Source organism: Bifidobacterium saguini DSM 23967 (assembly GCF_000741715.1).
GTDB lineage: Bacteria > Actinomycetota > Actinomycetes > Actinomycetales > Bifidobacteriaceae > Bifidobacterium > Bifidobacterium saguini.
Map to the genome: position 1 here is coordinate 32,354 of NZ_JGZN01000016.1, position 25,697 is coordinate 58,050.

Annotated in this window: 21 protein-coding genes; 7 read left to right on the forward strand and 14 right to left on the reverse strand. The window is 56.5% G+C overall.

What is annotated here, in order from left to right; all coding sequences use genetic code 11:
* Positions 1–104 precede the first annotated feature (104 nt).
* From ychF to BISA_RS09945, 3 genes are all read right to left on the reverse strand, one after another.
* The gene (gene ychF, locus BISA_RS09935; RefSeq protein WP_033891755.1) at positions 105–1,199 is read right to left on the reverse strand and encodes a redox-regulated ATPase YchF; all 1,095 of its coding nucleotides are present in this window, start codon (positions 1,197–1,199) and stop codon (positions 105–107) included.
* Positions 1,200–1,216: 17 nt separating this feature from the next.
* Positions 1,217–2,017, reverse strand: coding sequence for a pyrroline-5-carboxylate reductase (gene proC / locus BISA_RS09940; RefSeq protein WP_007052076.1), 801 nt, complete (start codon positions 2,015–2,017; stop codon positions 1,217–1,219).
* Positions 2,018–2,091: 74 nt separating this feature from the next.
* A complete protein-coding gene (locus BISA_RS09945) occupies positions 2,092–3,435 on the reverse strand; it encodes an alpha/beta fold hydrolase (protein ID WP_007052075.1) in 1,344 nt (447 codons plus the stop codon).
* 177 nt (positions 3,436–3,612) lie between these two features.
* On the opposite strand from BISA_RS09945, the gene BISA_RS09950 reads away from it, so the two are divergent.
* Positions 3,613–6,222: a sensor histidine kinase gene (locus BISA_RS09950; protein ID WP_033891757.1), complete on the forward strand. Its 2,610-nt coding sequence runs from the start codon at positions 3,613–3,615 to the stop codon at positions 6,220–6,222.
* Between the two features lie 75 nt (positions 6,223–6,297).
* Positions 6,298–7,044, forward strand: coding sequence for a response regulator (locus BISA_RS09955; RefSeq protein ID WP_033891759.1), 747 nt, complete (start codon positions 6,298–6,300; stop codon positions 7,042–7,044).
* Positions 7,045–7,135: 91 nt separating this feature from the next.
* Here the strand turns inward: BISA_RS09955 and BISA_RS09960 are convergent, their stop codons facing one another.
* The 3 genes from BISA_RS09960 to BISA_RS09970 form a co-directional block, all read right to left on the reverse strand.
* The gene (locus BISA_RS09960) at positions 7,136–9,778 is read right to left on the reverse strand and encodes an ABC transporter permease (RefSeq protein WP_033891760.1); all 2,643 of its coding nucleotides are present in this window, start codon (positions 9,776–9,778) and stop codon (positions 7,136–7,138) included.
* A 41-nt stretch (positions 9,779–9,819) separates the two neighbouring features.
* Positions 9,820–10,611: an ABC transporter ATP-binding protein gene (locus BISA_RS09965; RefSeq protein ID WP_033891761.1), complete on the reverse strand. Its 792-nt coding sequence runs from the start codon at positions 10,609–10,611 to the stop codon at positions 9,820–9,822.
* Between the two features lie 348 nt (positions 10,612–10,959).
* The gene (locus BISA_RS09970; RefSeq protein WP_033891762.1) at positions 10,960–12,273 is read right to left on the reverse strand and encodes an O-acetylhomoserine aminocarboxypropyltransferase/cysteine synthase family protein; all 1,314 of its coding nucleotides are present in this window, start codon (positions 12,271–12,273) and stop codon (positions 10,960–10,962) included.
* Positions 12,274–12,635: 362 nt separating this feature from the next.
* Between BISA_RS09970 and BISA_RS09975 the strand changes: the two genes are divergently transcribed.
* Entirely contained in the window at positions 12,636–13,547 is a 912-nt protein-coding gene (locus tag BISA_RS09975) for a pyridoxamine kinase (RefSeq protein ID WP_051917509.1), read from the forward strand.
* A gap of 25 nt (positions 13,548–13,572) precedes the next feature.
* Here the strand turns inward: BISA_RS09975 and BISA_RS09980 are convergent, their stop codons facing one another.
* From BISA_RS09980 to BISA_RS10000, 5 genes are all read right to left on the reverse strand, one after another.
* Positions 13,573–14,742: an ABC transporter permease gene (locus tag BISA_RS09980; RefSeq protein ID WP_033891763.1), complete on the reverse strand. Its 1,170-nt coding sequence runs from the start codon at positions 14,740–14,742 to the stop codon at positions 13,573–13,575.
* Entirely contained in the window at positions 14,723–15,343 is a 621-nt protein-coding gene (locus BISA_RS09985) for an ATP-binding cassette domain-containing protein (RefSeq protein WP_237746138.1), read from the reverse strand. Before BISA_RS09985 ends, BISA_RS09980 begins: the two co-directional genes overlap by 20 nt.
* 130 nt (positions 15,344–15,473) lie before the next feature.
* Positions 15,474–16,661: a hypothetical protein gene (locus BISA_RS09990; protein WP_051917512.1), complete on the reverse strand. Its 1,188-nt coding sequence runs from the start codon at positions 16,659–16,661 to the stop codon at positions 15,474–15,476.
* Positions 16,662–16,706: 45 nt separating this feature from the next.
* A complete protein-coding gene (locus BISA_RS09995) occupies positions 16,707–17,504 on the reverse strand; it encodes a hypothetical protein (protein ID WP_156099601.1) in 798 nt (265 codons plus the stop codon).
* Between the two features lie 65 nt (positions 17,505–17,569).
* A complete protein-coding gene (locus tag BISA_RS10000; protein ID WP_033891766.1) occupies positions 17,570–18,268 on the reverse strand; it encodes a hypothetical protein in 699 nt (232 codons plus the stop codon).
* Positions 18,269–18,533: 265 nt separating this feature from the next.
* Between BISA_RS10000 and BISA_RS10005 the strand changes: the two genes are divergently transcribed.
* Complete coding sequence (locus tag BISA_RS10005; protein ID WP_033891767.1) at positions 18,534–19,208, forward strand: hypothetical protein; 675 nt, start codon at positions 18,534–18,536, stop codon at positions 19,206–19,208.
* 12 nt (positions 19,209–19,220) lie between these two features.
* Here the strand turns inward: BISA_RS10005 and BISA_RS10010 are convergent, their stop codons facing one another.
* From BISA_RS10010 to BISA_RS10020, 3 genes are read right to left on the reverse strand one after another with little or no spacing between them, the layout of a single operon-like run.
* Entirely contained in the window at positions 19,221–19,727 is a 507-nt protein-coding gene (locus BISA_RS10010; protein ID WP_033891768.1) for a hypothetical protein, read from the reverse strand.
* Positions 19,724–21,136 (reverse strand): sensor histidine kinase, encoded by a 1,413-nt coding sequence (locus tag BISA_RS10015; RefSeq protein WP_033891769.1) that lies wholly within the window; start codon positions 21,134–21,136, stop codon positions 19,724–19,726. The genes BISA_RS10010 and BISA_RS10015 overlap by 4 nt, the downstream gene beginning before the upstream one ends.
* Positions 21,133–21,864 carry a response regulator transcription factor gene (locus BISA_RS10020; RefSeq protein ID WP_161786507.1) on the reverse strand — a complete coding sequence of 244 codons (732 nt, stop codon included), beginning with the start codon at positions 21,862–21,864 and terminating at the stop codon, positions 21,133–21,135. Before BISA_RS10020 ends, BISA_RS10015 begins: the two co-directional genes overlap by 4 nt.
* A gap of 242 nt (positions 21,865–22,106) precedes the next feature.
* On the opposite strand from BISA_RS10020, the gene BISA_RS10025 reads away from it, so the two are divergent.
* Genes BISA_RS10025 through BISA_RS10035 form a run of 3 tightly spaced genes read left to right on the forward strand, consistent with a single transcriptional unit; the run spans position 22,107 to position 25,635 of the window.
* On the forward strand, positions 22,107–22,607 hold the full coding sequence (locus BISA_RS10025; protein ID WP_081890109.1) for a YraN family protein: 501 nt from the start codon (positions 22,107–22,109) through the stop codon (positions 22,605–22,607).
* 11 nt (positions 22,608–22,618) lie between these two features.
* On the forward strand, positions 22,619–24,157 hold the full coding sequence (locus tag BISA_RS10030) for a YifB family Mg chelatase-like AAA ATPase (RefSeq protein WP_033891771.1): 1,539 nt from the start codon (positions 22,619–22,621) through the stop codon (positions 24,155–24,157).
* The gene (locus BISA_RS10035; RefSeq protein ID WP_081890110.1) at positions 24,154–25,635 is read left to right on the forward strand and encodes a DNA-processing protein DprA; all 1,482 of its coding nucleotides are present in this window, start codon (positions 24,154–24,156) and stop codon (positions 25,633–25,635) included. The genes BISA_RS10030 and BISA_RS10035 overlap by 4 nt, the downstream gene beginning before the upstream one ends.
* Positions 25,636–25,697: the final 62 nt, after the last annotated feature.

Consider the following 25,697-nt stretch of genomic DNA (forward strand, 5'->3'; position numbering starts at 1 on the left):
GTGCGGAAAACGGCGGTTTTCCGTGAATCGAAAAACGGCGCGATTCCAACGCTCCGACACCTCGGAACCCTTGGAAACACGCCGTTTTCGCGGGTCTTCATACCCTATTTGGAAACGTTGAACTTGAACTCGACGATATCACCGTCTTGCATCACGTAGTCGCGGCCCTCCTGACGGAGCTTGCCTTCCTCCTTGATCTTGGCCATGGAGCCGTCGGCGGCCACGAAATCGTCGTAGGAGACGATGTCGGCCTTGATGAAGCCCTTTTCGAAGTCGGTGTGAATCACGCCGGCGGCCTGCGGGGCGGTCCAACCCTTGTGGATCTGCCAGGCGCGCACTTCCTTGACGCCTGCGGTCAGGAAGGTCTGCAGGCCGAGGATGTCGAAGCCCACGCGGGCCAGCTGGTCGAGACCGGACTCGCTCAAGCCAGCGTCGGCCAGCATTTCGCGGGCATCCGCCTCGTCGAGCTCGGTCAGGTCCGCCTCGAACTGAGCGTTGAGGAACACGGCCGGAGCCGGGGCCACGGATGCGGCGAGCTTAGCCTGCAGGTCCTTGTTGGCCAGCTCGTTGTCGTCCACGTTGAACACGTAGATGAACGGCTTGGCGGTCATCAGATGCAGGTCGTAGACGGAATCCTTGTCGAAGCGGCCTTCGCGTGCGGCCTTGTCGAGCGTCTCGCCGGCTTCAAGGATGGTCTTTGCCTGCTTGACTGCGTCCATGTAGGCCGGCTCGATCTTCTTGCCCCTCAGATCCTTCTCCAGCTTGGGCAGCGCGTTTTCGATGGTCTGCAGGTCGGCGAGGATCAGCTCGGTGTTGATGGTGTCGATGTCGTCGGCCGGATCCACCTTGCCGTTGACGTGGACGATGTCGTCGTCCTCGAAGGCGCGCACGACCTCGCAGATCGCGTCCGCCTCGCGGATGTTGGCCAGGAACTTGTTGCCCAGGCCTTCGCCTTCGGAGGCGCCCTTGACGATGCCGGCGATGTCCACGAAGGTGACGGTGGCCGGCACGATCTTTTCGGTATGCACGAGCTTGGCAAGCACTGGCAGACGGTCGTCTGGCAGCGGCACGATGCCGGTGTTCGGCTCGATGGTGGCGAACGGATAGTTCTCCGCCAGCACGTTGTTGCGGGTCAGTGCGTTGAACATGGTGGACTTGCCGACGTTGGGCAGTCCGACGATTCCGATAGTAAGAGACATGATTCCCTAGCTTAGTATTAGGCTTCGATGGCGTCGACGGCCTTGATGACCGCACCGCGGAACGCGCTTTCCTCCAGCGAGGTCACACCCTTGATTGTGGTGCCGCCCGGCGAGCAGACGGCGTCCTTCATGACGCCCGGATGGGTTTCGTTTTTGAGGTATAGCGCACCGACGCCTTCCACCATCTTCGCGGCTAGACGGTAGGCGGTGGCACGTTGCAGGCCGTATTTCACGCCCGCGTCGCCGAGCGCCTCGATATACATGTCGGTGAATGCCGGTGCGCAGCCTGCGATGCACATGCCAATGCCCATATGCGCGGAATCAACGCGTTCGATGAGGCTGATCGATGAGAACAGCCGCTCGAACACTTCGGCTTGCGTGTCGGTCAGCGTGTTGTCGGCTTCGGTGACGAGTACCCCCTTGCCGACGGCCATCGGCGTGTTCGGAATGGTGCATTGGATATGCGCCGCGTTGAAATCGGCGCCGAACAAGTCTCGGTATTTGTCAAGATCCCAGCCCGCCGCGATGGATACGACGAATTTGTCTTCGTCGGCAATCGCGCCGATGACTGGCTTGATGACACTTTCGATTCGGTACGGTTTGATGGCGATGACGACCATGTCGGACGCTGCAACGACTTCGGCCGCGTTGTGCAATGGCTTTGCACCCACTTTCATCGTGGTCTTTTCCAGCTTGTCGTAATGCGCGGCGCAAGCCACGATGTCGGCACCGTCGACGGCGCCGGCTGCGACGAGTCCTTCGGCGATGGCCTGCGCCATATTGCCGTATCCGATGAATCCGATGGTTGGATTGGACATGGTGTCCTCCTTGTCGTCTTTTCTAATGGACGTAATTGTTTTGGATGCGATGGTTTCGGAGAATTTCGGGAATGTCAGAACAGTTCTTCCAGGTCTCCCCTGTTCAACGCCTCGTCGAACAGGTGCTTGAACACCACGGAACCATGTACGCCGTCGTGCTCGAATTCGTTGGTGGTCCAATAGTGCGATCGTCCCACACGGGACAGCGTATCGAATTGCAGACCGGAGTCGACATACATGTCGTCAAAATAGACGGCAGCCTGCAGCGGAACCTCATTGCGCGCCAACTGGTCGGCATCGTAGATCGTGCCGAAATGCGTGTCTTCCATAAGCACGTCCATGGCTGGTTTGAACGGACGCAACGCACGTTCCTGCTCGAACATCCACGGGAACATGGCCTCGCCGGTGAAATTAAGCGGACGAATGTCACCCGCGAATTCCGGATACTCGCCACGCACGCGCTGGGCGGCCCAGCAAATCGGCGTTTCCAGCTCACCATTGGCGTAGATGAACTCCTGCAACGGCCAATACAGCGGGCGAGATGAAGTCGCATTCATCACGGAAGACAGGAATTCGTCAGACAGTTCCGCCGAGGTCGAGGCCGAACCGTCGCCGTCAAGGAATGCCTGGTCAAGAATCCAATGCACGCGTTCGAAACTCGGCTTCATACCGAAATCGGATCCCAAGCATTGGAAACGTTCCACCGTGAGCGGATCGCCGTCCGGCAATGCGACCTTACGCGACTGCAGAACGTCGGCAACGGCCGCGGCACGTTCGATATCGATCGGGTAACGCTCGTAGAACTGCTTCGTCTTTGCCACCATGCGTGGGAACGTATGACGGTACACGTCGGTCGCATCGGCGGGAACATGCGGAATGCCACCCGTGGTGAAACTGGCGATAACTCCTTGCGGAAACAGCGAAAGATACGTCAGCGTCAGGAATCCGCCATAGCTTTGGCCAAGCGTGACCCAACGTGCGCCCCCGAATTCGGTACGACGCAGATGCTCGAAATCACGAACGATCGAATCGGCGAGGAAACGCTTCAAAAACGCGGCACCTGCCTTGCCGTCGCCATCCATGCCCTCAATCACATGCGTATCGACACGAGACGAACGCCCCGTACCACGTTGATCCGGCAACACCACGCGGAAATGCTTAATAGCCTCCTCGATCCAACCATCGGAACTTGGGCCGAGCGGACGCGGACCGGAACCGCCGGGACCACCCTGCAGGAACACGAGCAGCGGCAGGTCGTCATGCACATGTTCGGGAGAGGTGACCACACGGTAGAACAGGCTGATCGATTCGCCATCGAACCCATGACCAGGCTCGTGGCCCGTCCAATCCAACGGCACCTTGATGGAACGATCCTCAATATGCAATCCGGGCACGTAGTATTCGCTCAGCAACGTCATGCATTCACCTTTCCCTTGGCATCATCGGCATGTTCAATGCGGGTAGTGACTTTTTGATGGCTTCCATCCCACCCACATGCGGAGACAACCTTACCTCACAAAAGCGGCTTTATCTTACCGCTATTTCATTCCTGCGCATGATGGCGTCACAGCATATCTGGCGCTAGGGTGGAACGTATGCCGAATCTCAAGCAGCGTCTCTTGTCATGGATGCATGGCCATGTTTTCGCAGGCGATCTCATCATCACGCTTGTTATAGGTGTTCTGCTGTTCGGCGTGACCGGCGGCATCACCTATAATCCGGGATTGCTGTTTGACCTTAAGCCTTCCACGCAGATGACATGGGAAGCGGCAATGCTTATTCCGCTGCTAATCCGTCGATGGTGGCCACAGACCGGAGCGTTGCTCTGCGTGGCATTGACCTTGGCGCATCTCATATTCGGCCCTTGCCTGTTGGGTGCCGATATTCTGGCATTGTTCATGCTGTATTCAGTGATCGTCTACGGCAATCCCAAAAACACGAAAGCCTTCATTATTCTGGCGTTGACCATCGGTCTTCTGGCTTCGGCGCTGGCGGCATGGACCATGACCAATGGACCACTGCTCACCGGAGGCAAAGTGCATACATGGAGCAGCTGGAATGACTCAAATCCAAATGGCGTTATGGTCACGGAAGACACTCTCGGTTCCATCTACACAGGAACATCCATATCGGAAGTCGCCAACATGGTGGCGCAATACATGTTGGTGCTGACGCCGATTTTCGAAGTATGTATCATTTCCACCGTCATTGTAGCGTTCTGGCAGCGTGCCCGTCTGGCAACCATTCGCATGATGCGGGAACGCAATGAGGCAATCGCCGCGCGAGACCAGGATGAACGCGATATCGCCGCGTTGGCGGAACGCGCACGCATCGCACGTGACATGCACGATGTGGTGGCGCACACCTTGTCAATCATCATCGTGCAGTCTGATGGTGGTCGCTATGCAGGCACGCATGATCCCGCGGTGGCCAGAAACACCATGGAGACGATTCGACACGAATCGGAACGCGCACTGCATGACATGCAACGTCTTCTGGGAGTATTCGGGGGTTCACCGCACGCCGATTATAACGATATCGGCAATCTTGTGGAACAAGCGCAAAACGTCTCCCCCGACATTCGAATCCGACGGAATATCACCGGCACCGCCAGCCCGGAACAACTCGGCGAACAAGCCTCGATAGCTTCCTACCATGTAGTGCAGGAGGCACTGACGAATATCCGCAAGTATGCGGGGCCGCACGTCGATGTGCACATTAAAGAGTCATGGAACAACGGTTTGCTCACTTTGACCATCACCGACAATGGTCATGGCGCGGCGGCCAATATCGACGGGCATACGCCAGGTTACGGCCTGCTGGGCATGAAAGAACGCATCGAATCGGCCGGAGGCTCGTTGCAGGCTGGCCCTCAACTCGGCGGAGGCTTCGAAGTCATGGCCACCCTGCCTTACGGCGGTAAAGAACAGGTGACAGAAGAAACCGGCGAACAGTATGCCTCGGAACAGTCCGAATCGTGCAACACAACTGCCATATCCAGCAAAGCGAAATTATCCGACGAAGCAATCGCACCTCACACAGTCGTCAACATATCGGCGCGAATCCCAGATCAGCCATCGGAGCAAACGAAGGAAACCAACCAACCGACCGGTCGCGATCATCGTTCGAATGCCCTGCAACATTTGCGCATCACCGCACCCAATCTGCATGATTTGCTCAAATCATTGAAACTGAAATCCGTAGAACTTGCAAATACATCCAATTCGCGAGGGCTGAATTGGGTGGAACGTGTTTCCGCGTGGACGCAGCGCCATTATGCGCTCATGGATTCCGTTGGTGCCGTGGCATTGGTCATGCTGCTGAATCGCATGTCGGTTACGTTCTTTTTTGATAGTTCACCTCATGCGCAGCTCTCAAATGCGATCGCCGCATGCTGCTTGCTGGCGCTGGCTCTTCGACGCAGGTTCCCCGAGACTTGCGCGCTTATTGTGTTCGTATTGTCAGTTGTGCAATTGGTGTTTTTGGGATCGATTGAGGTTGGACATATCGTAGCGTCGCTGTGTGCGCTGTATTCAGCCGTATTGTATGGGCGTGAACACGCATGGCGTTGGACCGGTCTTGCCGCCGCTACCTGTTCGGTGCTGATGGGCTTGAAAATCGCGGCTGATCAACACGGATACACTACCTTGTTCGGCGCCATCGCCGCTTTTGCAGGCTTGACGAAACCGGTTTCAGTCACGTCAAGTACTACGGCGGCGTTCTTTACCGGCGTTATGTATACGGTTGCAGTGCTGATGCTGTGCGCCGGCATTATGGCGTGGGCACGTTGGGCTCGTTCCAGTGATTCAAACGCACTGGTGTTGCAGGCGCGAGAGGAAGCGCTGGTGGCCGAGCAGGAGAAGCAGCGTATTCTCGCGGCGAATATGGAACGTGACCGTATCAGTGCCAGCATTCAGGCTGAGGTCACTGCCACGTTGAACAGCGTGATTAACCAAGCCGTCGATGGTATCCGCATGCTGGATCGCGCCGAAGCACAAGGCAAAGAGCCTACCGCCGACGAGATTTCCACAGCGTTCAAAGCCATTGGAGAACAGGGGCGCGCCGCGCTTAAACGTATGCGCGAACTGCTTGGCGTGCTTCGTGAGACTGGTTTCAGCGATGACGCTCATGCCGGTAGCGCGAGCGAACTACAGTTGAGGCCCGCAGCACCGCTGGAGGAGCAGCTGCAGCGCGCGTCTCGATAGCCGGTTCAAGTTTTCAGGGAGATTTAAGGGTTTGTTTCGCGCTGTGAGCGGAACAATGCCGATAAGGTGGAGAGTATGAGTGAAGAACAGAAGATTCGTGTGGTCATTGCCGATGATCAGGAATTGGTACGTGCCGGTTTCGCCATGGTGATCGGGTCCCAACCTGATATGGCGGTTGCGGCGCAGGCTCGCGATGGTGCAGAGGCTGTGGCGTTGGCGGAAACGCTGCATCCTGACGTGGTGTTGATGGATGTGCGTATGCCCGGCATGGATGGTATCGAGGCGACTCGGCAGATCAGTGCGTTGCAGCATCGCTTTGCTGCCGATGGAACGCAATCAGAAGTCACTCATACCAAAGTGATCATTCTGACGACATTCGATTTGGATGAATATGTTATGGCTGCGATCACTGCCGGGGCTTCCGGTTTTCTACTGAAAGATACGGAACCGGAAACGTTGTTGAATTCGATTCGCACGGTTTTTCAAGGTAATGCGATTATCGCACCGTCCGCCACGAAACGTCTTATCGAGAAAATGATGGAAGGCGATTTCATGGCTGCGAATGTTGGTGCACATGGAAATTCCACTGCTTCTTCCACTTCTGATTCGACGTACACCGATCCGGAATTAGATGAACTGACTGATCGCGAGCGCGAAGTGCTTATTGAGATCGCACGTGGATTGTCGAATCAGGAGATTGCCGACAAGCTTTTCATCAGTCTGCCGACGGTGAAAACGCATGTGGCGCATATTCTGGCGAAGATCAATGCGCGTGACCGTGTGCAGGCGGTGGTGTTCGCTTACGAAAACCATTTGGTCTGATTGATTTGTTGTTTTGCGTATGCATGATACGCAAAAAGGACTCCTACCATGTTTGTGGCAGGAGTCCTTTTCGTTGTGTTTGCTATGAAGCTTAGGCTTCGGCGAGCGCCTCAACAGGAGGCGTGCTCACTGCCCTGCGTGCGGGGAATACGCTGGCGAGCAATGCTGCCACGGCTGCCACGGCGAGTACGATGCCGTTAATGCCCCATTCGAACGGGAACACCACTTTGCCGTACATACTGAACACCACGTATGCGCCCAGCCAGCCGAACAGGGTGCCAAGTAGTACGCCCGCGATGCCGGATACCAGCGAGATGAGCAGGGCTTCCACCGCAAGAGAGCGTCGCAGCTGGCCTCGGGTCATGCCGATGGCGCGCAATGTGGCGGATTCTCGGGTGCGTTCGATCACTGACAGCGACAGCGTGTTGGCCACGCCGACAAGTGCGATGAGCACGGCCACAGCGATCAATCCCACCAGAAGCATCATCATGGAGTCGATCATCTTCGCCCATACGATGCGTTCGGCGATCGGTCCTGTCACTGTCGCATCAGCGCTCTTCTCCAATGCGGCCTGCATGTCGTTGTAGATGCCGTCAACGGAAACTCCTGACTTGTCAGTATCTGCCTTGACCAGCAACACATGGGTGGCGGCATCGAGGTCACCATTGGTGAAATGGCTTTCATCCACGAATCCGACAGCTCCATACTGTGCGGATACGCGACGGTAGTCGGCTTGGTTTGCTTGCAATGTCAGCGAACGCGTAGTGACGCCGTCCTGGTTCCATTCGGTAGAGAAATCAGCCGTGCCATTGGCGAACTGCAGTTCCTTGCCGGTTTGCGCATTGTATGTTGGCATGAGCACGCTATCACTGTCGATGGAGGCGTTACCCAAGTTGGCACGCATGACCTGCTTGACCTGATCGATGTTCTTCACACCGACCAGCAATGCGGACGTAGGCTGGGTTCCATCCGCTTTCTCCAAGGTCACGGAAACCGCCGGCGCATACAATGTGTCGGACACGCCGTTGATGTCGGCTACATCCTTGGCCATTTGCTGGCTGATGTCATCGCCCATGGCCACGATGTCGACGCTATAACGGGTGGCGAGCGCACCATTCATAGTCTCTTTGGCGCTAGCGGCACCGGTTGCGATGGTGGAAACCAGGGTGACACCGATGAGCAGAGCGGCACCGGTTGCTGCGATGCGTCGCGGATTCTTCTGAATGTTGGCGTGCGCAACCGTTGCGGAAGGTCCTGTCAGCGAGGCCAACGCTCCAACGCCCTTCATGAGGGTCGGCATCCAAAACACCGCGGTGACCACCATGCCGAGGAACACCAGTGCGGCGCCGGCGATGGCTATGAGCAGAATCATCGTGAATTGATCGCTGTTCGCCTCCTCGCCGCCATTGGTGGCTTGTACCTGCCAGATGGAAAATACTGCCATGGCGATACCGACCACCACCATCAGAATACCGATTATGGCTCGCGTGAGGCTGGAACGACGGTTGTCGGTCAGTTCAATCGGGCGCAATGCCTCCAATGGCGTCACCGCAGTAGCGGAACGTGCGGATCCCAAGGATGCGAGCACCGTCACCACAATACCGAAGAGAATAGGTACGACGGCGGCCTGCCAAGAGAAATTGAATCGCATACCCTCTTGCATGATGTCGCTGACGCACATGCCCCACATGAGCAGGCTTCCAAGCACCACGCCAAGCACGGATGCGACGAAGCCGAGCACCACCGCTTCGAACAGCACGGAACCATACAGTTGGCCTTTCTTTGCGCCGATGGTGCGTAGCAAGGCGAGTGTGCGGCGGCGTTGCGCCACGAGCACTTGGAACGTGTTGGCGATCACCAGAGCCGCCACGAACATGGCAAGCACGCCGAAGCACATAAGGAATGTGGTGACGATGTTGGTTTGGTTGCCGCTTAAGGATTTGATGCTTTCGTCACTGATTTGCTGTCGTGACATCAGATCGAAATGCTTTGGCAGCAACGCTTTCACACCGTTGATGGTTTTTGCGGATACGCTGTTTCCATCCAAGGCAAGGTCGAGATACACCATTGTTGTTCCGGTGGCGTTGAAATCGTCCACTCCCTGCATTGCGGCAAGCAGATTGTTGGATCCTACGATCGCACCACCATAGTATGAGTAGACGCCGTTCGGATCGGACGTGAGTCCTACCACGCGCACGTTGTCCGCCTTGGCTTTGCCATCGTCGCCTACCGCATATCGGGAGGTCAGGCTTACAGTGTCTCCAACGCCGACGTTCAACTGTTTCGCCATGTCTTCCGGCAGCGCGACTTCGTTGGAATCCTTCGGCTGGTCCCCTTCCGTGATATTCACGGGGAGCATGTTCTTCTGTGCCGCGGTGGAAATGATCTCGCCGCTGACGGTGCTGTCTCCCTTGGAAACGCTGACGCCGGTTTCCACCGAGGCACGGACGCCGCCAACCCCTTCGATGCCGGCGATCTGGTCGAGATGAAAGTCGCCGACAGTGCTGGAATACGCCTCGTTGAGTTCCTTATCGCTCAGGTCGGAGCTGTTGACGGTCACCGCATAGTTGGCGTTTCCGAACATGGCGGTCAGCTGCCGTGTCAGGGAGTCGTTCATGGCATTGCCGAACAGGAAGGTGCTGGCGATGAACGCCGTGCCGATCATGATGGCGATGCCTGCGGGTATGAGCATGCGCTTGGTTTTTCGCATGAGTTTCAAAGTGATGGACCACATGGTGGATTCTGTTCCCTTCTTCGAATGCTTCTATAGTGCGTTTAGCGGGAATGTCTCGCGGAAGCCACATTCATTGTGGCGGCCTCACGTTCCTTCATCAGCAGTTCACTCATCTGGTCTGCTGTCGGCTTGTTTACGTCCGCCACGATCTGGCCGTCGGCGAACACGAGCGCACGGTCGGCGTAAGACGCGGCGACCGCATCATGCGTGACCATGATGATGGTTTGGCCAAGTTCGTTGACGGAACGTTTCAGGAAGCTCAGCACTTCGGCGCTTGATACGGAATCAAGATTGCCGGTGGGCTCGTCTGCGAACACCAGTTTCGGTTTGGTGATCAATGCTCGCGCAATGGCAACACGCTGCTGCTGGCCTCCCGATAGTTCGTTCGGACGATGGTTGAGACGTTCCTTAAGGCCAAGCGTTTCCACCAGCAGACGCAACCACTGTCGGTCGGGTTTCGCTCCAGCCAAGGTCAATGGCATGAGAATGTTCTGTTCGGCGGTGAACATCGGCAGCAGGTTGAAGCTTTGGAAGATGAAGCCGATCTTGTGGCGACGTAGCAAGGTGAGCTGCTTGTCGTCCATGCGGGTCAGGTCGGCGCCGCCGAACAAGATATGGCCGGAAGTGGCGGAGTCGAGACCGGCGAGCGTGTGCATCAGCGTGGATTTGCCGGAACCGGATGGGCCCATGATGGCGGTGAATTTGCCGCGTTCGAAACTCACGTTCACGCCGCGCAGGGCGTGAACCATATTGCTGCCGGTGCCGTAGTTCTTGACCAAGTCGACGGCCTGAATAACGATGCCGCGCGATGCGGACGGGTTCTGCACGTTCATAATGCCTCTCCATATTGGGCCGGGCCTTATGCCCGGATGATGATTCCAACTTATGAAGAAATAACGGCGCGCCCCATCGTGCGCCAGACTGAATTGGGCGGTCGGCCACGCGCCGGCCCTCATCCTTGAGGATTATGTCGTCTCAGGTCTCACACTATTCATGCCTCTGCGCAAACAGTGTGAGGCATACAGACGCAAGAAAGCCCGCACTGCATGACGTCAGTGCGAGCTTTCTACTCCTTGAGTCAAGTTATCGGACGGAAGGCACCCCATGCGGCTCGATGATTCGCGATGCACCCCATTAGCATCGCGCCCCTTCTCATCGGGCCGTCAACCCTCCTGTCGACCTCACTTGGCCAAGCCGGAAGCGCGAAGGGCCTCGAAGCCGCCCTTCAGGTCATCGAGAATGTCCTCGATGTTCTCGGTGCCGATGGACAGGCGGATGGTGCCCTGGTGAATGCCCTGGTCCTCGAGCTCTTCCAGGGTCTCCTGGGAGTGCGTAGTGGAAGCCGGGTGGATGACGAGGGACTTTGCGTCGGCCACATTGGCCAGCAGAGAGAACAGGTGCAGATTGTCGATGAAGACACGAGCTGCATCCTTGCCACCCTTGATGTCGAAGGTGAAGATGGAGCCAGCACCGTTCGGGAAGTACTTCTCGTACAGGTCATGGTCCGGGCGTCCCGGAATGGACGGGTGAGAAACGGATTCGACTTCCGGCACGGTCTGCAGGTATTCGACAACCTTCAGTGCGTTCTGGACGTGGCGCTCAACGCGCAGGGACAGGGTTTCAGTGCCCTGCAGCAGGAGGAAGGCAGCGAACGGAGACAGCGTGGCACCAGTGTCGCGCAGCAGGATGGCGCGGATGCGGGTCACGAATGCGGTGCCGCCCAGAGCTTCGTAGAAGTTCAGACCGTGGTAGGACGGATCCGGCTCGGTCAGGGTCGGGAACTTACCCGGCACCTCAGCCCAGTTGAAGTTACCGCCTTCAACGATCACACCGCCCAAGGTAGTGCCATGTCCACCGATGAACTTGGTGGCGGATTCGACCACGACGTCAGCACCGTGCTCCAGCGGGCGGAACAGGTACGGGGTGGCGAAGGTGTTGTCGACGATCACCGGCAGATGATGCTTATGAGCGATCTCAGAGATGGCCTCGAAGTCCGGCAGATCAGCGTTCGGGTTGCCGAAAGTCTCGAAGTAGACGAGCTTGGTGTTCTCCTGGATGGCGTCCTCGAACTCCTGCGGGTTCTCAGCGGAGACGAAGGTGGTGGTGATGCCATCACGCGGCAGGGTGTGACGCAGCAGGTTGAAGGTACCACCGTAGATGTTCTTGGCGGCGACGATGTGGTCACCGGACTGGGTGATGTTGCGCACGGCGTATTCAACAGCGGCTGCACCAGAAGCCACGGCAAGACCTGCGGTACCACCTTCAAGGGCGGCGATACGATCCTCGAAGACACCCTGGGTGGAGTTGGTCAGACGGCCGTAGATGTTGCCCGGGTCAGCGAGACCGAAGCGAGCCTCGGCGTGATCGAAGTTGTGGAAAACGTAGGAAGTGGTGGCGTAAATCGGCACTGCGCGGGAATCGGTAGCCGGATCGGCCTGCTCCTGGCCCACATGCAGCTGCAGGGTTTCAAAACGGTACTTCTTGTTCTCGGCCATTGGTGTGCTCCTTGCTGGTTGTGCTGGTCGCGAGGTTCTTTTCCTTGCCACCCGCCTGCCGTATTCGGCGGTTGGCGAGGTGTTGGTTATGAAAGTACGCGTGTGACTCGGCGCGGCGCAAGCTGAGCGTTATCACGGTTGCCTATAGACCCTTATAACCCGTTGGAATCATTGGGATTGCGAGTGGTTTGCGTTGCCATTTTTCTTGCCTAAAATCTCGCGACACGCCGAAGCGAGCATATGCGCCGCACGCACAGCATGCGGGCATTCGAACCATCAAAAATTGCTTTCTGCGTTACGCTCGTCACAGAACCATTCCACTTGGCCAAGAGTCGAGCAAGAGCCGAAAGAGAACCCACCTTATGACTGACGTGACGTTGTATGACCGCGATTCGCATTACATTCCACGCGTGGCCGCCGTGCACGATATGTGCGGCTATGGCAAGTGTTCTTTGACGGCGGCTATTCCGATTCTTTCGGCAGCTGGTTGCGACGTATGCCCCGTACCGACCGCACTGTTCTCCGCGCACACCAAATACAAAGTGTTCACCTTCCACGACACCACGGATATACTCAATGGTTATTTGGACGCGTGGCAGGCCGAGGATGTGGAGCTCGACGGCATCTATTCCGGGTTCCTGGGCTCGCCCGAACAGGTGGCGATCATTCAGCGTTTGTACCGTGAGTATCCGAATGCTTTGCGTTTGGTCGATCCGGTGATGGGCGACGGCGGGCAGATGTACCCCACGTATACGCCGGAATTGTGCGAGGCAATGAGTGCGTTGGCAGTGGGCGCCGATGTGTTGATGCCGAATCTGACCGAGGCTGCGATTCTCACCAAAACCGATTACCCCGGCCATGATTTGGATGACGCAAGCGTCAATCGCATGCTTGAAGCACTGCTGGAACTTGGTGCGAAGAACGTGGTGCTGAAGGGCATCGACCGCGGAGATGGGCGCATCATCAATTATGTGGCGAGCGCCGCAACCGGCGTGGAACAGAAGATCGAACTCGGCCACGAGAAGCTGCCCTATATGATTCATGGCACCGGAGATGCGTTTGCATCCGCCTTGTGCGGGGCAGTATTGGCGGGGCGTGGCCTTGCCGAGTCGGCACGTATCGCCGGCGAATTCGTGCGCCATGCGATGGCCAATACGCGTAACCAGCCGCATTTTGAAGACCGTGGTTTGAGCTTCGAACTGAATCTTGGCGAGCTCACCGAGCTACCATTCATGGCTCCCTCTGTCGAGGGAGCTGTCAGCACAGCTGACTGAGGGAGAGTACCAACAGTTCCATGAATTACCTGTTCTTGAAATACTTGAGCAGGTGACTTTCACGCGTCAACAATACGGCCACGAATGCGCCGCACAGCACTCCCACGGTGGCGGCTACTGGCACGCGTATGAGCGTATCAGTCAGTGCCATCGCTTCGGCCGTATTGTTGCTGAGCCAAACCCAAACCAGTAATGGGCTGGCTATCAGCACACCTGCTAAGCTCCACGCAACAGTTTCCAGCATGATTTGCGCCAACAGTGCGGTTTTCGGTACACCGCAGTGCAATGCGGATGCCATTTCCAGTTTGCGCATACGCGTGGCAATAAGCCCTAATATCAGCGCTGCTGCGAGCGCAATCCATGGCACGTAGGCTGTGAGTCGGGACTGGAATACTGTTGCGCTGTCCAGCTCGCTGCCTTTGGCGGTGTTGAGCTTGTATATCTGCGGTCGTTCTGCTGCACTTGCGCTGACTGTACCGTCGCTGGACAGTCGAATCAATGATTCGAGATTCTTGGTTTGCGGCCATGCGCGCACCCAGCATTGACTGAACGCGGTACTGGAGTCTGCGGGAACCGGTGTCAGTGTTACATAGGAGAAGCCTGATTTTCTGCCGTCATCCGGCCAGTCGAATATGCCGGACACGTCCAGCTTGCGCCCGTCTTTCAAGGCCAGGGATTGCCCGGCTTGGGCTTGGAAGGGTTTCGCGGCTTCGCTGGAAAGCAATACACCTTCCTGACTCGTGGGAGCATGCTCAGGCTCCTGAGTCTCGCTATACTGCCACCCCGTGCCAGTAGTGCTTCGCATAAATACTTCGACTGCGCCCGGCGTGATTTCATACAATGGCACGCTGGTAGAGGGCAACGTTGCGAACACCAGTTTGATATCGGTTTGCCGCACCGCGCCGGCCGCCTCTACCCCGTCCAGTGACGCGAGCCGATCACAGGCGGCTCCATCAATGTGATTGGGGTATTCCAAGATCCAGGTCGAACCGCCTGACGCCACGTATTCATCGGTTTGCCGCTGGATCCTCACAATGGTGAGCCAGTCAGCTCCGGCGAGCAGCACGATTAGGCAAGCAAGTCCAATTGCCAGTGCGCATGCATGGCTGGTTCCGGTGATGAGATTGCGCCATGCTTCCCCGAGCATGCCGGCGATATGCATGCGAGGTTTCGCACTATTGTGCTGAAACTTCATGGTGCTCCTCCTCGCTCTGCCAGTCACGCAGATCAATCAGATCGGTGCATGCGTCTCGCGTGCGCGGATCATGGGTGGCCACCACTACGATGGCTCCGCTCATCGAAAGGTTATGGAGATGCTCGTTGACGGTGGCGGCGGTGTTGAGATCCAATTGCGCGGTCGGCTCATCTACGAGCAGCAGCCCTGCATGCGAAGCCACGCCACGTGCCAACATGAGCCGCTGGGCTTCGCCGCCTGATAAATCACGAAATGGTTTATCGGCCAGCGCACGCAATCCGAAGGCTTCTAGCAGTTCCATGGCGTGCATTTCCGCATCCCGCCGCCGCTCCCCTCGGGCAATGAACGGCAAAGCCACATGATCAATCGCCGAACGTCGGGCTACGCCATGGGGATTCTGCAACACCCAGCACACTCGCCCGCAATCGACGCGTTCCACGGAACCGGTTACCGGTGTGACCCATCCGGCGATGATGGACAGCAGCGTGGATTTGCCCGAACCGGAGGGGCCGGTCAACGCGTACACGTGTTGCGGCAGCAAAGTCATCGTCAGATGGCGAAACAGCATATCCTCACCGGTTCTATCGAAACTATGCCCCACGTTCGTGAGTATTACTTTTCTCGCTGAAGTGCTGGCTCCCTCTGACGAGGGAGCTGCCTCGCATCGCGAGGCTGAGGGAGAGACATCAAATGAATCTGTCGGCGGAGCCGACCATATAGCCTTGGCCATGTCACTCACCATCTTGAACCGTGCAGTGTGCCGTGGTTTGCGGGGTGACGTCAACATGGTCGAAACCAGCATTATCTCCCACACTAACCATGGTTTTGCCAAGCTGCGATGCGATAATCGACACCTGCACCGGCTTCGCGTCAACGCTGACGCATCCCGTGCCCGCGGTCGCATCATACACGGCTGAGGGCGGCACGGTGAGCGCGGTCAGCGGCTGCTTCAATTTCCAGTCATAGGACACGTTCAATGTTCCACCTGAGGAAGCACCAGCAGTATTTCCGGCAGACGCGCCACCGGCAGCCATCGAACCACCGGAATCCGAGCCGAGCGAAGCCATGCGGAATGCCACGGAATTATTGATTGCAGACAGCAATGCGGCATCCGTCAGTTCAGTGGCATCAGCCGGTACATCGAACGTTTGATCGCCAATCGTTATCACGCGCTCCCCCGCTACCAAATCCCCAGCAGTCGCCGGCAATGTGGCCTTAAGCGGAATCGCAGCCGTGGTGAACAAATCCTGACCAGCAGCGACCTGCCGGCCGACCGCAATGGAGGATTGCTTGACAGTTACCGAATCAGCGGGCAACCATACAAACCAACTCGGATCGATGGTCCAGCCAGTGTCGCGACTCAATTGGCGAGCACCCACGGATTGAGCGAGCGCATTGTAAGCAGTAATCGTGTCCCAGGTCATCCAATCGCTATCCGGCGCATTGTAGCCGAGACGGCGCAGCGCGGCGTTGAGCCCCGCGGCGTCCGAGCCTCGCATGCCGCTCTTAAGCTCGCGGTACAGCGGTACATCGGTATGCAATGCCATGACCGGCGTGGCATCAACGTTGAACACCACCTGGCCGGATGCTATTGGTGCACCCGCGCTCATGGATATGCCTGTGACCGTGCCGGAGGTCGGCGAAGCAACCACCGAAGATTCTCCCAAGCTCACGGTAAGTGCCACCGAACGGGAATCATCGAACTGAGTGGACGCCACCTTCACGCTATCAGCTTCGGTATTGGAGACTAGTGACGGAGGAATCATCGAACGAGTCAGCAGGAACCCGCCGCCCACACCTATCGCAAGCATCACCAATGCCAGCAATATCACGATGGAAATCGCCACACCATTACGCGCGGACCTATGCTCTTTGCGAGAGACTGCGGCTCTGGATGCCACTGTGTTCCCCTGAGTCATGGCATTCTCCTTACCTTCGGCTCCGGCTCCCTTGCACTCACACCGTTATTGATGCAATGGATCCTGGTTGCATGCCCAGAACTGCTGCCCCTTCGTTGAATTCTGGTCGTATTTGTAGTTCGGATTGGGTTGGCCGTCGAACGTCGTGCTCATGTATTCACTGAAGAACTTATGCTGGCGTTTGAGGGTTTCCTCGAACCGGCTTTTGTCTGTGATTCCGACGGTGCTTATCGTGCTCATGTATTCGTCTTCGCTGACGGGGCTCGGCAGCAGATCGTATTTGACATAGCACTGGTAGACCTTGCGTTCGAGGGCCGCCTGGTCGATGTTGTCGGGGTTGTTGTGCATGGTCGCGTACAGACTGGCGATATTGCCCGCATCGGTTTCGGCATGGCATTGGTCCATGACCTTGACCTGTTCGTCGTCGGACATCGAGCCGCGGAACTGCCCCATGGATTCGCCCTGCTCCACGTCCCAGGTGGCCTGCAATCCGTACGGTTCGAGGCACTTGTTGTATGCGTCGTACACTTCCTGCACTTCAGCTTGCGTGATTTTGCCGTCTTTAAGGATGTTTCTGGCCAAATCGGTGGACGCCTGCTCGTATTCCTGTTTGAATTCGGCGGCATATGGGCCGGAGAAGCTGGGCTCGCCGTCGGAACCGGCCGTTGCGCCGCCATCGTCGGCATTCGAGGGCGAGCCACAGGCCGCAAGCATCGCGCAGGCCAGCGCGGTGACGGCGATCATGAACATCGTCCGGCTTGTCCGTATCCTCCGTGTTGCCGAATGTATCCCGTGCATGATGGCCTCCTCGCCTTTTTCATCGCCTTCTTGCTTATGCATCATATGAAGCGTATGGCCGTAATCCCAGCGTTTCCGTCGCCCTGCGGACTACATGGCTACATGACCCGTCATTGGGCCAATGGATCGGACTGGCAGTCCCAGAATTGCCGGGCCTTGGCGGCGTCATAGTCGGAGTTGGGGCTGCCGTCGTCGTTGTACTGCATGTAGACGTGGTAGAACTCGTTCCACCTGCTGGTCTTTTCGGCAATCTGCTCATCGCTCAATCCTTCCGAGCCAGTGAGTTCCATGGCGAGGTACTCCTGCTCGGTAATTGGCTTGGGCAGCAGGTCGTGCTGCGTGAGGCATCGGTATGTTGCCTTCTGAACAGCCTCAACATCAAGATTGCTGGGATTGCCTTGCATCTCGTCATACAATGCTTCGATATTCCACCAATCCGTTTTCTCAGCGCATTCCGTGTTCTTTTGGTTCATCTCGTCATCGCTCAGAGCACTATCCCGCAACCGGGTGAGCTGGCTTTTCGTGGTGGCCAGCCCATATGGTGCCAGGCATGCGTTCTGCGTATCAAGAATTTCGTTGAGTTCCGCATCAGTGATTTGGCAGTCTTCCAGAATCCGTTTGCCGAGTTCTGTTTTGGACTGTTCATAGGCATTCTTGAATTCGTTGGCGTATGGGCCGGAGAAGTCCGGGGCTTTGCATGTCACTGCCGTGGATTGTGCGTTGTTCTTATCGCCATTTACCGCAGTGTTCGAAGGGAAACCACAAGCTACACATGATGCAAGCAACGGCATTGTGATAAGCAATGTCATTGTTCTGCACACAATGCTTGGTATCCGTCTGCCGCTGAATCCCCACCCAACCATGATGACCTCCCTGTCTGGTTTCAAGCATAGGCGCAACAGCATGAAAACCATCAGGCTGATGTAGCCGTAGGGATTACAAAGCATCGGGCAAGGCAGTAATCGCGCACGTATCGTGGAAGCATCAACGGGCAATGGAGTCCATTCATCACTGTCTCCATCTCATTCAACGGCAACAGTCGCGGCACTCTACACGGAACAAGGAGGATTCCTAATGAAGCGTACATTCATTCGTTCGATAACCATTGTGTTGTTCGCCGCCGCTATGAGCATATCCTCTACTGCGTGTAGCGCCCCTGCAAGTAGCACCGTGCAACCGCAGGGTGAGCCCACATTCTCCGGCCCATGGGCGGAGGATTTTCGCTGGAGCTATGATCAAGCCCGCGAATCCGGCAACACATTCGCGCAGGATGTGTTGCACGACGAGCAGATCACCGAGGCGGAGGCCATGGAGGTGGCGAATCGATACCAGTCCTGTATGGCGGATGCCGGGTTCGTGTACGACTACGTGAACCCCGATGGTTCCGTTCAAATGAGGGCCGGCGATATGAGCGATGCCGAACAGCAGCGGTTCCAGGAGCAGGGCACTGTCTGCTCCAAGGAGTCGGGCAAGGATTTCATCACGGCCTTGTATAACGCGTTGCTTCAGGATCCGGATGGCGAGCTGCGCAACCGCACCCCGGAGGAGGCACGTCAGGATCTAGCGGATTGCCTCAAACGCAAGGGCGTGGTCGACCCAGAATTCACCACGGACGATATTCCGATAGTTGATGCGGACGGAGAAGAGTTCCAGCAATGGAGCGAACAATTCACCTCTGCCGGCGGCAAGTACTACAGCGAACAGAACCATGAAAGCTGGATCCAATGCAATGATGATCCCCGTCAGTAAAGCGTTGCCGCGTCATTCAGATTGGTTGTCACGTCCCTGGTCCGTTTCCGCCAATGAGGTGAGCCACCGATAATCAGATTCGGTTTGGCATTGGTCGATAATGGATGTTCGTTGTTCGCCGCTCATTGAACCGCGAATCGGCACTATGGTTTCCCCGATGGAAGCGCCGCTGCTATCCGTAATTGTTTTGGCTTGCAAACCGTAGACCGACAAGCATTCGTTATACGCTTTATGCACTTGAGCGAGCTCATCCGCGCTCACTTTGCCATCTTCGAGTATGCTTCGCCCAAGTTCGGTATGCATATTGTTCCATGCGTTCAGCAGTTCATACTTGTGCGGACCGGTGAATTCAGGATGTTCGCTGGTAGTAGGCAATGCACTGCTGGAACCGTTACTGGCGTTGGATGCCACGTCGCTCCACGGCTGCGGCAGAAGAGCAGTCAGCAATACCGCAATGGCAATGACTGAAGCAAGGATGATTACTGTAATCACATTGCGCCGATGGGGAATCCGAATCATGACGTGCTCCCCTGCTGCGGATGCTCCGACATGCTTGGGTGCGTGGGGATACGGGCATAGAGAATCCAGTCACCGTCCTCAGCTGTGGTATTGAGTTCGCCGCCGAGCTGCTGGATGATACTGCGGTGCATGGCGAGCCCCTTGCCGTGCGGTTTCAGCATGGGAGCGGCATCTGTATCATCGTTGTTCTTACCGGCGTTCGCAGCAATCGGATTGGTTTCCATGATTTCGATGTCGTTGCCGCCGAGGGTGATCGCACAGCAGTATTCGCCTATTTCAGGAGCCATGTGGCGGGTGATGTTGGCTGCGATTTCACCGAGCAGATTGGCTGCTTCTTGTTGGGTTTCGCCGGCACAGTCGTCCGCAATTTCGCCGCGAATTTCCAATGTTCCTTGAAATCCCAGATGCTGCAGCTTGGCTTTGGCCTGGTCGGCTGCGAGATGCAGCTCATTGCTGTGACTGGAAGCGTGATGTGCTGCTGCATCCAGCACGTGCATGGTGGACGCTGTACCCGACGATGCTGTGGAAGTTACTGTGAAAGTTACTGCGGAAGCGTTTGCTGATTCCGTCTGTGGCTGCTCCAGCAGGTCGATCACATGATGAATCTCATCAAGCACGGATAGCGCCTGATCGTTGACGAATTGCCAATCCTGTCGTGCACTTGTTTGACTGGCATCATCGCCGATGCGCCGCAGCTCGCGTTGTGCAGTCAATGCAATATAGGAAAGCCCACCGCTGGCGGAATCATGAATGCGGGAAGCAAGCCGCGTATTGCGCTGCAATGTATCCAACTGCCATTGTTTGCGTTCCAACACCATCGCCTGTTCGCGGATTTCGTCACGCTGCTTGCGCCAGCGGAACGACATGCCACCCATGGTGGCGAGCGTGAACATGCCGATGTAGTTGACCATGCCTATCCATGTGGCAGAAAGCGCATTGAACGTGTTTAACGCCACCGGCACGCATTCGGCAATCGCGACAGTGAGCAATGCTGCAATAGCCACCGGAATCGTGGAATCGTAGCCGATAATGGCGAGCGCCAGATATGCCGCCCACAGCGGATTCGGGCCGGACAAATCAAGTACGAACAATCTGGCCACTACGGTGATGATGATCACCCATCCGGAGGTTCGGGGAATGAACGGCGACAGGATGATGGCGATGACCGACAGTCCTGAGAAGAGGAAATTCAATGGGTAGATTGGCGGGATCACCGACCATTCCACCAAGGTTGCCGCGAGCGCGAATGCCGCAATGGCAATGCGGAACCAATGTGATCTGAGCCACCGTATTATCTGCGACGTGCCTGTCGGACATCGTGAATCACCGCTGGACTGCATGATGCCATCGTGCGATGGCGTCTGGGCTGCGGTGGTTTCCGCTGCGTTTGGAGTCTTTCCGCGGCTCATCGCTCTTCCTCCGAGGCTCCGGTCCATAATGCCACGGCTGCCCCGCGCGAGGTGACGCCAAGCTTGTGAATGGCGCGGGTGAGGTAGGTTTTGGCGGTGGACGTGTTGACCTGCATGTCGTGAGCGATTTGTTCGGTGGTGAGTCCTCTTGAGCATAGGTTCATCGCCTCGGCTTCACGGTCGGAGAGCAGGAACTGCCTTGGCATGCGTTGACTGGTTAACCGGGCGTGTGCGGCTGGTGCGGTTTGGAATCCCTCTCCCCATGTGCCGCCGGCTGCTATGGTGCGAATCGCTTCGATGATGGGCACTTCCACGGATTTGGGCACGATGCCTTGCGCTCCGGCTTCGGCGGCTTTGCTGGAATATACGGCGAGTGAGAACGAGGTGACGGCCAGTATCATGACGCGGGCGGTTTTGATGCGAATGGTTTTGCAGACCACAAGACCGGAAAGCTCGTCCATCGACATGTCCGTCAGCAACACGTTGGGGCTTTGCCTCGGGTCGAGGCAACGGGTGACCGCTTCCCTGCCGGATGTGGTTTTCCAGAGGATACGAGCCTCGAGCATCAATTCGCTGATGGACCGTTCGAGGAATGCCAAAGAGAATGCGTCATTGTCCACTAGACCGATGGTGACGATGGGGCGTACGGATTGCTTCTGCTCCTCGTGCACGTCTGCCTGCAGGCCCGTCTGTATGCCCGTCTGATTGGTTGCTGTTGCATCGCTCATGATGATTTCCCCATCCTCCGGCTTCGCTGCCGACCCCTTATGAGCCACGCTAGCATTGTTGAGCATGCAACATGACCGTTTGTTGTCATCTCACGGATTACATAGCTGCTAAGGGTCTTAACAAACGGTGGATAACCCGTATTCCATCCACACGTTATCCACAACACTCCAAACTGCGTCATAGTATCCACATTTGCCGGTTGCGCTTGTGCAGCGAATGCTTCAGCCTTCACAGTGGATACATGAGCATTTCCATATCACCGCAGATTACGGAAGCCGGCATAGCCGCCGAGCCGCACTACCAACAACCCATGTTGGATTCACCTCTTCATGGTGAAGAACAGCCATTACATCACCTTGCCGTTGCCATGGCTGATTCCGCCCTGTCACCCAAACAATTCGGCAAGCTCGGCGAACAATATGCCACAGCTTGGCTTGAACAGCAAGGATGGCATACGTTAAGCCGCAACTGGCATACCCGGTATGGCGAACTGGACATCGTGATGATGACGCCGGATCGCACCATTGTGTTCGTGGAGGTGAAATCACGGCGCAATGTGCATTACGGCATACCACAGGAGGCGGTGACACGAGCCAAACAGACGAATCTTCGCAGAGCCGCCTGCGAATGGCTAATCGATTCGCGCAATCGCATACCCCATTCGGGAATTCGTTTTGATGTCATCACCATCGTATTGAGCATGGGCTCTCCCACGGTTCATCACATTGCAGGAGCGTTCTGAAAGGAATCACCATGCCTATAGGAAGCACACTGTCAGTGGGGCTGATTGGTTTAAAGGCCTTCATCATCCAAGTGCAGGCATTCGTCAGCCCAGGGTTGCCGTACTTTTCCATTATCGGACTGCCGGATACGTCATTGTCTGAAGCGCGTGAGCGCGTGAAATCCGCATGCCAGGCGAGTGGGTTTTCGTGGCCGCAAATCCGAGTCACCGTGAATATGAGCCCTGCTTCAGTGCCGAAACGTGGCTCCTCACATGATCTGGCCATAGCAGCCAGTGTGTTGTGCGCGTCGAATGCCATCAGCCACGATTGTTTGGAAGACACTATTGTGCTCGGTGAAGTGAATCTCGATGGTTCAGTACTGCCGATCCATGGTTTGCTGCCCATCATGCTGCATGCTAAGGAACGCGGCATCCATAAGCTCATCGTCCCCTATCGCAATCTCGATGAAGCCGAGATGATGGAAGGCTTGGATGTTATCGGCGTGCAGCATGTTGGCGAGCTTATCGAGCTCTTGGGTGGTAATGCCACGTATCGAATACCGGATCTCCCTCAAAACGGTGAAGAAGCCATTGCGGACTCATTACAGATTGCAGACGCGCAATCCTGCGGCGATATGAGTGAAGTGTTAGGCCAGGAATACGCCAAATGGGCGTTGCAGGTAGCGGCGGCAGGCGGTCATAATCTCATCATGACTGGTCCTCCCGGAGCCGGGAAAACCATGCTGGCTTCACGCATGCCCGGCATCATGTGCCCTTTGAGCGAGGACGAGCAACTGGAAGTCGCGTCGATTCGCTCGTTATGCGGCACATTACCCCACTACGGCATCACGGATGTACCGCCTTTTGAAGCGCCGCATCACACTGCCACCACGGCAGCATTGGTGGGAGGTGGCAGTGGCTTAGCCACACCCGGTGCCATTACTCGAGCGCATCGTGGCATTCTCTTCCTCGATGAGGCTCCGGAATTCAGTGCTCGAGCCTTGCAAACCATGCGCGAACCTTTGGAATCCGGATATATAGCATTATCTCGTTCAAAAGGCAGCACGTATTATCCGGCTTCATTTCAACTCATCATGGCCGCGAACCCATGCCCGTGCGGATATTATTACGGCACCGGCGAGCGCTGTACGTGCAAGGAAAAGGACCGTATGCGATATTTCTCCAGACTATCCGGCCCGATTCTCGATCGCGTTGACATTCAACTCTGCGTACCACCCGTCTCGCGTATCGCACAGCAGCATGAACCTCAGGGAGAAACAAGCCAAACTATCCGCAACCGTGTGATTCAAGCTCGGCAAACAGCAATGCGCCGGTTCAAACAGTTCGGCTGGACGTGCAATGCGCAGGCATCGGGAAAATGGCTGCATGCCAATACTTCACTGAAAGCCATGGAATTGGTGAATGCGGCGTTATCGAATCATCAACTCACCTTACGCGGCGCAGACCGAGCTATGAGACTCGCATGGACGCTTGCCGATCTGGATGGAAGAACCAGCCCTACTGAACAGGATGTTCATCAAGGCATTGAATTGAGAACGAGGATGTCATGAGCGAACAACACACTGCAACGATGCCGATACTGTCACGCGATGCCATATTCCGAGCGGCGCTCACGTTCTGCCTTGATGGAGCTGACGCGTCAATGTATGCCTTGTTCAAAAGTGCCAATAGCGCGGAAACCATATGGCGTGTGCTAGCTGAATCTCATCCCAGCAAGCCATCCAATATATGCGCTTCGGCAATGAATGAGCTGGAACGCATGTTTGCCGAAGGACTGGTTCGATGGGGCCGCAAGCCTACTGCAGGCATGATGAAAACATTTCGAACCGCAGTGGCGAATTGGCATAACCGCATGCAGGACTTGCCCGATATGAATCCGCTGGCACTTGCCGACTGGTTTACTGTGGATGGAACCCAATGGATCGTCACGCCAGGCAGTCCCTGCTGGCCCAGCCAATTGGAAGATCTGGCCATTCGATCCGATTGGGCGCCACCATTATGTTTATGGGGCAAAGGCGACCCGCGAGCACTCACCAGCTGCTCCAAACCCTTAGGAATCGTCGGCTCCCGCGACGTAACCGAATACGGTAGATATGTTGCTCATACTCTGGCGGAACAAGCCGCGGCTTCCGGCCATCTCGTGGTTTCGGGAGGAGCCATGGGCACTGATGCGGCAGCCCATTGGGGCGCGCTCAACGCAGTCCATGGGCGCAACCAACTCACCGTCGGACGAACGGTCGCAGTATTCGCCGGAGGCCTCAACCATATGGGTCCGATGCGCAACCGCACATTGTTCGAACGAATCGAAGCCCAGTCAGGCGCGTTAATCAGCGAACTCTGCCCGAATGTGGTGCCTGAAGCAAGACGTTTCCTCTTGCGCAATCGAATTATCGCCGCGCTCTCATCAACACTGGTGGTGGCTCAAGCCCGGTTACGCTCCGGCGCCTTGAATACGGCAGGATGGGCATGCGAACTCATGCGCGAAGTCTATGCCGCACCAGGAGATATCAATCAGCCAGTCAACGCTGGATGCAACAAAATCATCAGCGAACAGAAAGCCGTACTGCTCTGTGCGGCCACCGCCATCGAAGACATATGCCATGAAGCACATCCTCCCATCATGGCTTACGGTGAGTCTGAAGCATCTGCGCAACAAACAACCGAATCATCACGCGCAGCATCATCGACTGCCGGCTTCAGTCATTCGGCGCATACGGAAAACACCACGTATCCATCACAAATGCCAGATTTACGAGCTCCATCGGAAACGAACCGCGTACTCCGACGCGCACCAATACGAATCAGTGATCTGCCGGAAACGCAACGGATGATGGTGTCGCTGATTCGCGAATGCAACAAACGCCATCTTGTTACCACGCCCGACGCATTGCTGCGAGTGGCGCGAACCATCGCAGCTGACGACATTCCCGATATCGCAACCGTATTGGAACTACTGGGAACAATGGAACTCAACGGTATTGTGGAAAGGAAGGCCGATGCCATGGTCTTAAGCGAATTCGTCGCCTGATACTCCTCGCCACACGCCACTTTCCACACGCGCATTGCATGGAAGTAGATCATCCCCACCTG